This is a genomic window from Paenibacillus cisolokensis, from assembly GCF_018403665.1.
Classification (GTDB): Bacteria; Bacillota; Bacilli; order Paenibacillales; family Paenibacillaceae; genus Paenibacillus_AH; species Paenibacillus_AH cisolokensis.
Genome location: NZ_BOVJ01000241.1, coordinates 1 through 8,868, shown reverse-complemented (window position 1 = coordinate 8,868; position 8,868 = coordinate 1). Strand labels below are relative to the sequence as shown.

Sequence of the window (8,868 nt, the reverse complement as noted above, 5' to 3'; positions counted from 1 at the left end):
AGTATCCGGCAAAACTATAATGAAATCGCCGATCTATGCAAATCTTCCGGGGAACCGATGTATCTGACCAAGAACGGTGAAGGCGATCTTGTCGTGATGGACATTGAGACGTTCTCCCGTCGCGAGAAGATGTTGAAACTGCGGAAGAACTGCTCGCTATACAAGAGGATCGTTTGGCGGGCCGTGTTGGTATGATGCCGAATGAACTGGACGATTACCTGAGGGGCTTTATAGACGAGGTTCGGAATGAAATCTTCGGCCGCGAATTCATCTGATCATCTCCTGTTTATGGGTTTATAGCACAATAGGAATTCGTCCGCTACCGTTAAATTCCGCTGCGATCCTTCAATAAGAATCCGAGTCCACCTTCCGGGAACAAGAGAGGATCCAAAAGCCCAAAAAGGACGCCGATCCGTTCGGGCGTCTTACGCAATACTTTTTGTAACCAACTATGTAAAAGATGAGAGAGAAAAAATATTTGCATATTCCTTTCATACAGCCTTGTGATTCTAAAGGATTTGTACTAGGAGCCATTGTAACTGGTGCCAATATCCATGACAGTCAAATTTAGTGGAGCAAGTGATTGAAAACGTAGGAAAACCTGAAGTAGTTGCCGTAGATGCTGGATACAAAACCCCTTATATAGCAAAGTTTCTAAGTGATCATGGGATTCGACCAGTAATGCCTTATACTCGTCCAAAAACAAGAGATGGTTTTCTTCGTCTTTTGTTGCAATGAATTTAAAGAAATTGGCTACTGGACTTGGCGAAAGCCAAGTCCAGCATAGAAAATGATTGTTTATTCTCTCTATATAAAGGATGAAACCCCATTTCAGCTTTTTTTGAAATGAGGTTTGTCTACAGTCTGAAACCGGGCTATGCCCGGTTTTTCTTATATGTAGTCTCTGTCGACACGGCACATACCGTGTACGGAAACCGGAGGGCGATTATCGGAAGAATGAACGCGAGCGACAGCAGGGATGCGGCGAATCAGGTGATGGCGCTCATCGAGCGGATGGCGAAGCGGCGGCATGGCGAGCCATGAACGGACCGGCTCGGCGGCGATTAGGCGCGTTTCGAGCGCATCGCCTTGACCACCTTGACTTCGCCGCCATCCAGCAGGTCGCGGTACTGTGCGGATTCCATCGGACAGAGCGCGACGCGGCCCTGCTCATCGAAGACGAGTCCCCAACCGTACTTTTCGCCAGCGGAGAGGTGCGTAGACATGCCTGGGGCTTGGAGAAAAACGCTGCCCGCAGCCCGGCGATGTCGGACTCGGACTTCGGAATGTCCTGGCGCTCGAGCCATGTATGAAACAGCACGTCTTCCTGCGTATACTCGTACGGATGGCCGGCAAGCATTTCGTATTGAATTTGTGCAATACTTTTCTTCCCTCCCCGCCCTTCCGGCACCTTGCTCGTGCGCAGGGGACAATCGTCGGCGACCGCGATTAGCGTTCGATAATAGTTATAATCCATAGAAGCAGCCTCCATGTTTCATTTCATTATCATATTCCTTTCATTATTCCATTCTACCATACCGGAACACCATTTTCTTCCATTAATATTGGAATCGAAAAAAATGTAAATCTCCTTCGAAAGAAACGTCAACACCGGCGGACGGGGAGTTGGTATAGTTAAAGATGGATATTCAACCAGCTTGAATGCGGACGGAAAAGCTGGCCTTGGAATAATCCGACGGAGGTGTCAGTGATCAAGACGTGGAATTTCGGCATTATCGGCTGCGGCACTGTCGCCGACTTCCATATCGCGGCGATCAACCAGATCGAGGGAGCGCGCCTTGCGGCCGTATCCAGCCGCAACGCGGACAAGGCCCGGGCGATAGCCGAGCGGGAACAGTGCGACTGGACGAACGATTATAAGACGCTGATCGGCCGGTCGGATATCGATATCGTCTGTCTGACGACATCGAGCGGCAGCCACGCGCGGATCGGGCTTGACGTGCTGAATGCCGGCAAGCATCTCATTGTGGAAAACCGATCGCGATGAATTCCGCCGACGCGGCTTTGCTCGTCCGTACGGCCAAGGAACGAGGGGTCAAGCTGTCGGTCATCTCCCAGCGGCGCTTCGAAGCCCAGCATCAGGCGGTGAAGCGGGTGCTGGAGGAAGGAGCGCTCGGCAAGCTTTTGTTGGCCGAGGTATCGCTACCTTTCTACCGCTCGCAGGCTTACTATGACAGCGCGGATTGGCGCGGGACGATCGCGGAAGACGGGGGCGCGCTCATGAATCAGGGCATCCACAGCATCGACCTGCTGCTCTGGTTCGCCGGCGAAGCGCGCACCGTATTCGGTCAAGTCGCCACGCAGACGCATGTCATGGAAGCGGAAGATCTGGGCTTGGCTATCATCCAGTTCAAGAGCGGCGCCTTCGGCACCATTATGGCATCCACAAGCATCCAGCCCGGTTTTCCCGCTTCCCTTCATCTATACGGGGAGAAAGGAACGATCAAGCTGGAAGGCACGTCGATCGTGCATTGGACGGTGCCGGGCCGGGACGAGCCGAAATGGATTCATTCCGGAGCCTACGGCGGCGTGTCCGATCCCCGCAGTATTGCGGCCGATCTTCATCAGAGCCAGCTCATCGATGTGTTGACGGCGATCGAGACAGGCGTCGAGCCGCTCGTTACAGGCGAAGACGGTTTACGCGCCGTGCAGCTGGTGGAAATGATTTATGCGAGCGCGGCGCAAAAGGCGTTCGGTTAACCGTCGGCGGCAGCGGTCAGCCGGACCCCCGTTAATGCCGGAACGGCCAACGGGTCATGCGACAGGCGTTAAGCTAGGAGGGTCGAAGATGAAATTTGCTGCATTCAGCGGCGTATTTATCGATTACAGCATTCAGGAAGCGATGCGGCTGACGAAAAGACTGGGGATGGACGGAATCGAAATTGCCGGCCGCGAGCCTCATCTGTCGGCCGAAACGAGTCTGCCGCGGGTGAAAGAAATGAAAGCGCTGGCGGACGGTCTCGGCTTGGAAATCCCGGTCATCGCTTCGTATGCCGGCGGATTTTCCGTCATGAGCGATCGGGAAGCGGAGAAGACATTCGCCGAATTTCAGCGCATGCTGCATCACGCGGGCGAGCTCGGAGCGGCCCAAATCCGGGTTTCCCCGGGCGGTCCGAACGCTTTCCTGGCGCAGGATTATCATTATGCCAAAGCGGCGTACTGGCTGGATCGCTGTGCGGCGGAGGCGAAAGCGCAGCAGGCGGAGATCGTTCTCGAAATTCACAACGGATCGCTTGTGGAAACGGTGGAAAGCAGCCTCCGGCTGCTCGGCATGCTGGAGCACGACAACGTCGGCATGATTCATGACGCCGGCAATATGTATATTACGGATACGGATTACGGGCGCGATTCCGTGCTGAAGCTCGGCGACCGTCTGTTCCATGTGCATGTGAAAGACGAGCTGCGGATCGAGAAGGCCGGCGCGCCGGGCACATTTGTCAATTTGACGCACCGCGGGGAGGAAAGCTTCCTGCAATGCCGGCTTGGCGAAGGCGAAGCGGATCATCGCCCTTTGTTCGACGCGCTCGTCGAGACGGGCTATCGGAACTGGATCACGCTGGAATGCCATGCGCCGTTTCCGCCTTACGAACGGCTGGAGCATGATTTTCATGCGGTAAAGCGGCTGCTAGGCCGTTCATAGGCTGCAGCCATTATGAGCAAGGCGGGCGGCCAGCCGGAAACCTAGGGTTGTCCGCGCTTTCAGATTGCAATATGCTAGAGGCAAGACAAGCTCCCGGGCGGTGAAGTGGCGGTGGAGATCGCTTATTTCCAAAGCAAAGATTTGCTGAACGAAGAATTTCCTTTCAAAATATTGCGCTATACGAGCACATCGCTGAAACAGCCGCTGCATACGCACGAATATATTCAGATCGCGTATGTGCTCAGAGGGATGTGCAATCATCAACTGCGCGGCAAATCGCTCAAAGTAAGCAGAGGGGATATTTTCATCATTTCACCCGGCGTGGTGCACAGCCTGAGTGCGATTGACGATAAGCCGTACGAAGTCGTGCTGCTCGATTTCATGCCGTTTCTCGTGCGCGATTACGTAAAGCCGTTCTCTTCGACGCTGCTTGCGCTGCTGCAGCCGTCCGAAGGGCGCAGCGATTCCCGGCAGCAGCCCTGGCTGCATATCGCCAAAGGCAAGCAGTTGCTTGTCGAACAGTTGCTTCAGGATATACAGGATGAATTCGAGCACCGCGAAGCCGGATTCGAGTTTTCGGTTCGCATCAGTCTCGTCAAGCTGCTCATTCTGATCGACCGCGAATTCCGCAAATCAAGGCGGAAGCCGGCCAGACAGCCGGCGCTCGCGGACCAGCATCCGATCGATGCGGTGAAGCGGTATATCTACGATAATTACAGCCAGGACATTCCGCTCGAGCACGGCGCCATGATCGCGAATATGGCTCCCGCCTATTTCAGCCATATGTTCAAAAAGAGACGGGCCAATCGTTCGTCGATTTTATGAATGAAGTTCGGATCGAACGGGCGATGGAGCTGATACGGCAAGGGACGCATACGATTACGCATATCGGCTACCAGGTGGGGTTTCACCATTTGAGCCATTTCATTCGGACGTTCAAAAAGCGAACCGGCATTACGCCGACCGAATACAAGAAAACATTCGGACACCCCGCATCTAAACCAGAGACGGAAAGAGGGCATGAGGAATGAACCGACAAGCGCTGAAGGTTGGAATTATCGGGCAAGGACGAAGCGGACGGAATATTCACGGCAATCTGCTGGCCACCATCCCGGAATATTACACGATTGCAGCCGTATCCGATTCGCTTCCGGAACGGCGCGAGCTGGCCGTTAAGGAATACGGCTGCCGGGCCTATGAAAGCTGGGAGGAGATGGTGCGGCACGAGGATCTCGATCTGGTCGTCAACGCCTCCCCCAGCCATCTGCATTTTCCGATTTCGCTGGAGCTTCTGAACCGGGGCTTTAACGTGCTGTGCGAGAAGCCGCTTGCAAAGACGGCGGAGGAAGTCGATCAATTGATCGAAGCTTCCGAGCGGTCCGGCAAAGTGCTGGCCGTATTCCAGCAGTCCCGCTATCAGCAGGCGTTTATGAAAATCCGGGAAGTGATCGATTCCGGCGTGCTGGGAAGAATCGTGCAAGTCAATTTTACGTTGAACAACTTCGCGCGCCGTTGGGACTGGCAGACGCTGCAGAGCAACAACGGCGGCAATCTGATGAACACCGGTCCCCATCCGCTCGACCAGGCGCTGCAGCTGTTCGGCACCGATGTGATGCCGCAAATTACGTGCATCATGGATCGGGCCAATACGTTCGGCGATGCGGAAGATTACGTGAAGCTGATTATGAGAGGAGAAGGCCGGCCGACGATCGATTTGGAAATTTCTTCGTGCTGCGCGTACAGCCGCGAGCAATTCAACATTCAGGGCACGAACGGAGGCTTGCGCGGATCGGTCACGGAGCTGGAATGGAAATATTTCAAGCCGGAGGAAGCGCCCGAGCAGAAGCTGATTCGCGAGCCGCTCTTTGACAGCAACGGCATGCCGGCTTACTGCAGCGAAACGCTGATCTGGCATACCGGCAGCTGGAAGCTGTCCACGCCGGACGGCCTGTCGCCGTTTGACGAGATGACAAAGACGCTTTACCTGATGCTGCACCGCCATATGACCGAAGGGGCAGAGCTGGAAATTACACCGCAGCAGGTGCGGCAGCAGATGTTGGTCATGGAGGAGTGCCGGCGTCAAAATCCGCATATTTACAAGCCGTAAGATTTTGCAGGAAGGAAAGGATCGGTTCGGAATTCGATCGGTTGCATCGGGGGACGTGGCACTGAAAGGAGCCGGCGTCCTCTTTTTTGTGCCTTCCGGCTCTCGATTGTCAAATTTCTCCCATCCGAAAGCGCGATGCGATATAATATTCACATCTGGCGGACGATGGCGAGCGATTCGGAAGGTACGGATTTTATATGCTGGCGGTCGGCATAGCAGCCGGTTTGCTGTTGAAGGAATACGTCTTTATGCTTCTGTTCGTCGGGTTCCTTCTCGCGATGCGCGCCTTTTTGATCGTCCGAAGTCGAGAAGAGGGATGGCAAATGACAATCGAAATCGTCTCCGTAAACATCGGCAAGCCGCAGCGAGTTCAGTACCGGGGTAGAGAACTGTCCACCGGCATATGGAAGACGCCGGTCGAAGGCCTCTTGCATTTATCCTATTCCAATCTGGAAGGCGACGGGCAGGCGGATTTGGTCCATCATGGCGGGCGGGACAAGGCGCTTTGCGTCTATGCGTACGAGCATTACCCGTTCTGGGAGCGGGAATTGAAAAGACCGCTGGCTTACGGAGCTTTCGGCGAAAATTTGACCGTAAGAGGGCTGCCGGAGACGGAAGTGTGCATCGGTGATATTTTCCGTTTCGGCGAAGCGGTTGTGCAGGTCAGCCAGCCTCGTCAGCCCTGCTTCAAATTAGCGGTGAAATACGGCGTGCCCGAGCTCCCGGTCAAAGTGCAGGAAACCGGCTTTACCGGTTATTATTTTCGCGTGCTGCAGGAGGGCGAAGTATCCCCGAAGGACGGTCTGATCCGCGTCTTCCGTCACCCCAAGGCGGTAACCGTTTCGTTCGCCAACCGGATTATGCATCATGACAAGCAAAATGCGGAAGGCATTCAGCGCATTCTCGATGTGGAAGAGCTGTCCGGCAGCTGGCAAGAAACGTTGCGCAAACGGCTGGCCGGAATCGGGAACGATGCCCCTCATTGAAGCCTGTTCCGCCGTTCCGGCCCGTATCCGGGTTGCTCCGGACGGATGTCGGCGGCGCCTGGCGCCTGCGAAGGAACGAACATTTCGATGCGCGTGCCTTGGCCGGGTGCGCTGTCAATCCGGAATAAGGCGTCGTCGCCGTACATCAGCACGAAACGTCTGTAGGCGTTGTAAATGCCGGTATGGCGGCGGAAGTAAGGATCTTCCGTTTCGCCGGAGGCGGCGATCAACTGCCGGAATTTGTGCAGCACGTCCGCCGGCATGCCGGCGCCTGTGTCGTGCACGATGATGAGCAAGCCGCCTGCCGCCGCCTTGACCACGACGCGCAGCGAAAATTCGTCCGCGCTCATGTTCGGGCTCCACCCGTATTTAAACGCATTTTCGATATAAGGCTGAATCGTCAGCTTCATGATCCGGACATCCAGGGCGGCGGGATCGATCTCAAAGCTTGTCCGCACTTCCCGTCCGTGCCGGTAGTCGTGGATTTTCATGAAGTTGCGGATATAGTCCATCTCCTCCTTCACCGTTGCCCAGCCGCTGTTGTTGCTGACCGTATAGCGCATCATGCGGGATACCGACTGCACCATATCGCCGACCGCGTCTCCGTTATTGCGAAGAGCGTACGATTCGATCGTCTCCAGCGTGTTGAACAGAAAATGCGGATTGATCTGCGCCTGAAGCTGCAGCACCTCGCGCTCCTTCTCCCTGAGCTTCGCTTGATACACTTCGCGTTCCATCTTCTGCAGTTTCGATAACGTCTGATTGTAGCTTTGGACGAGATAGCCGATTTCATCCTGACGATTCGTCATCGCGATTGGCACATAGACGCCCCGCCCCAGGCTTTGCATCCCTTGCTTAAGCCGGTACAATGGCCGGAGAACGCTGTTCATCGCGGGGAAGGCGACAATAATCGCGATGATCAGACTGACGGCGGCGATCAGCAGCGTAAGCAAAAAGGCCTGCTGGGCGCCTTTCTCGATCCCGCTTAAGGGAGCGGTCCACACCAGCTTCCAGCCGGTACCCGGCAGGTCGGCGTAGGAGGCCTGATATTCCGCGCCGTCCGCCGTGAACAGAAAATGGCCCGAATTCTCAGGCATCTCCGCCAGCTTCGTCCGGAACACTTGCATAACGTCCGGGTCCGCCTCCGCACTGTCGACGCTCGTGCCTGACGGCGCATGATACAGCAGCAGCTGTCCGCCGGCTTCCTGCCGGTTGCCGCTCAGCATCCCGGTCAGTTTGTCCGCGTTGATCTCGAAAATGAACCACGATTCGGTTTTCCCCGTATTCAGATTTACGATCGGCCATACATAGGAGAAGACGCGGTCCTTCGAGTACAGGACGTAGTTCATCGGATGGGGCGGCAGCAGTTCGGGCTCCGTCGTATCGAATACGGAATTGTACAGGCTGTCGGCCTTAAAGGAGAACGACGCGTCCAGCGTTTTCTGGTTCGAATAGAAGTAGACTTTGCCCGGCTTATCCAAATAGAGGACGCCCAGCACATCAGGGTGGAATTGCAGCGCGTTTTTGATGATCGGACGGAATTTGATAATATCGTTGGTTTGCCCGGTCAGATCGGACACCGGCGTATCCAGGAACCGCTGAAAATCGGAGTTGCTGAACAGATTGTCGAACGATTGGTTCAAGCTTTCCAGATAGCTGGCGATTTCGCGCGAGACGAAGCGGGTATATTGCGAAGAGACGGAAGCCGCGTATTCCGTGCTCGACCGGAACATGAACGATTCGGAGCTGTAGCTGACCAGCGAAAGCGGGATGATCGAGATCAGCAAAAGGATCATGAAAAGTTTGTATTTGATCGACAATTGGTTTACCATTCGTTTGACGGACCGAAAAATGGACAACAGCATTTCCCTCCAGATATTGTAAGATTCGGCCTGCACAAGCGCATAAGACAGCCAAGGAGTGTGAGCGATCATGAAAATATGCGTCGTGGATGATGAGCGGGAAGTCCGAATGAGCATCATTCAGAAGCTGTCGCTATTATATCCGCATGAAGAAATTTTCGATGCGGGCTTCGGCCATCGGGCATTGGAAACGATTGCGCTTATTCAGCCGGATCTGGTATTTCTCGATATTCGCATGCCGGAGATGGACGG

Annotated in this window: 10 protein-coding genes and 2 pseudogenes; 10 read left to right on the top strand and 2 right to left on the bottom strand. The window is 54.8% G+C overall.

What is annotated here, in order from left to right; translation table 11 throughout:
* The coding region (locus PACILC2_RS25200) for a type II toxin-antitoxin system Phd/YefM family antitoxin (protein ID WP_244863847.1) at positions 1 to 195 on the top strand (195 nt) is incomplete at its 5' end.
* A 255-nt stretch (positions 196 to 450) separates the two neighbouring features.
* Positions 451 to 723 (top strand): annotated as a pseudogene (locus tag PACILC2_RS25195) (transposase); the annotation flags it as partial.
* Between the two features lie 341 nt (positions 724 to 1,064).
* Here the strand turns inward: PACILC2_RS25195 and PACILC2_RS25190 are convergent.
* Positions 1,065 to 1,477, bottom strand: a pseudogene (locus PACILC2_RS25190) (DUF6157 family protein).
* 231 nt (positions 1,478 to 1,708) lie between these two features.
* Between PACILC2_RS25190 and PACILC2_RS27700 the strand changes: the two are divergent.
* The 7 genes from PACILC2_RS27700 (at position 1,709) to PACILC2_RS25160 (ending at position 6,754) form a co-directional block, all read left to right on the top strand.
* Positions 1,709 to 2,008 (top strand): Gfo/Idh/MocA family protein, encoded by a 300-nt coding sequence (locus PACILC2_RS27700; RefSeq protein ID WP_244863845.1) that lies wholly within the window; start codon positions 1,709 to 1,711, stop codon positions 2,006 to 2,008.
* Positions 2,005 to 2,721: a Gfo/Idh/MocA family protein gene (locus tag PACILC2_RS25185; protein ID WP_244863843.1), complete on the top strand. Its 717-nt coding sequence runs from the start codon at positions 2,005 to 2,007 to the stop codon at positions 2,719 to 2,721. Before PACILC2_RS27700 ends, PACILC2_RS25185 begins: the two co-directional genes overlap by 4 nt.
* A gap of 88 nt (positions 2,722 to 2,809) precedes the next feature.
* Entirely contained in the window at positions 2,810 to 3,661 is an 852-nt protein-coding gene (locus PACILC2_RS25180) for a sugar phosphate isomerase/epimerase family protein (RefSeq protein ID WP_213531693.1), read from the top strand.
* 111 nt (positions 3,662 to 3,772) lie between these two features.
* Complete coding sequence (locus tag PACILC2_RS25175) at positions 3,773 to 4,486, top strand: cupin domain-containing protein (RefSeq protein WP_213531691.1); 714 nt, start codon at positions 3,773 to 3,775, stop codon at positions 4,484 to 4,486.
* Positions 4,483 to 4,692 carry a helix-turn-helix transcriptional regulator gene (locus PACILC2_RS25170; RefSeq protein ID WP_244863841.1) on the top strand — a complete coding sequence of 70 codons (210 nt, stop codon included), beginning with the start codon at positions 4,483 to 4,485 and terminating at the stop codon, positions 4,690 to 4,692. Before PACILC2_RS25175 ends, PACILC2_RS25170 begins: the two co-directional genes overlap by 4 nt.
* Positions 4,689 to 5,768 carry a Gfo/Idh/MocA family protein gene (locus PACILC2_RS25165; protein ID WP_213531689.1) on the top strand — a complete coding sequence of 360 codons (1,080 nt, stop codon included), beginning with the start codon at positions 4,689 to 4,691 and terminating at the stop codon, positions 5,766 to 5,768. Before PACILC2_RS25170 ends, PACILC2_RS25165 begins: the two co-directional genes overlap by 4 nt.
* A 323-nt stretch (positions 5,769 to 6,091) precedes the next feature.
* A complete protein-coding gene (locus tag PACILC2_RS25160) occupies positions 6,092 to 6,754 on the top strand; it encodes an MOSC domain-containing protein (protein WP_213531695.1) in 663 nt (220 codons plus the stop codon).
* Here PACILC2_RS25160 and PACILC2_RS25155 read toward each other — a convergent pair.
* On the bottom strand, positions 6,748 to 8,613 hold the full coding sequence (locus PACILC2_RS25155; protein WP_213531687.1) for a cache domain-containing sensor histidine kinase: 1,866 nt from the start codon (positions 8,611 to 8,613) through the stop codon (positions 6,748 to 6,750). The two genes, PACILC2_RS25160 and PACILC2_RS25155, sit on opposite strands and share 7 nt — an antisense overlap.
* Before the next feature lie 73 nt (positions 8,614 to 8,686).
* Here PACILC2_RS25155 and PACILC2_RS25150 point away from each other — a divergent pair.
* A partial coding sequence (locus PACILC2_RS25150; RefSeq protein WP_213531685.1) for a response regulator transcription factor occupies positions 8,687 to 8,868 on the top strand: 182 nt, incomplete at its 3' end.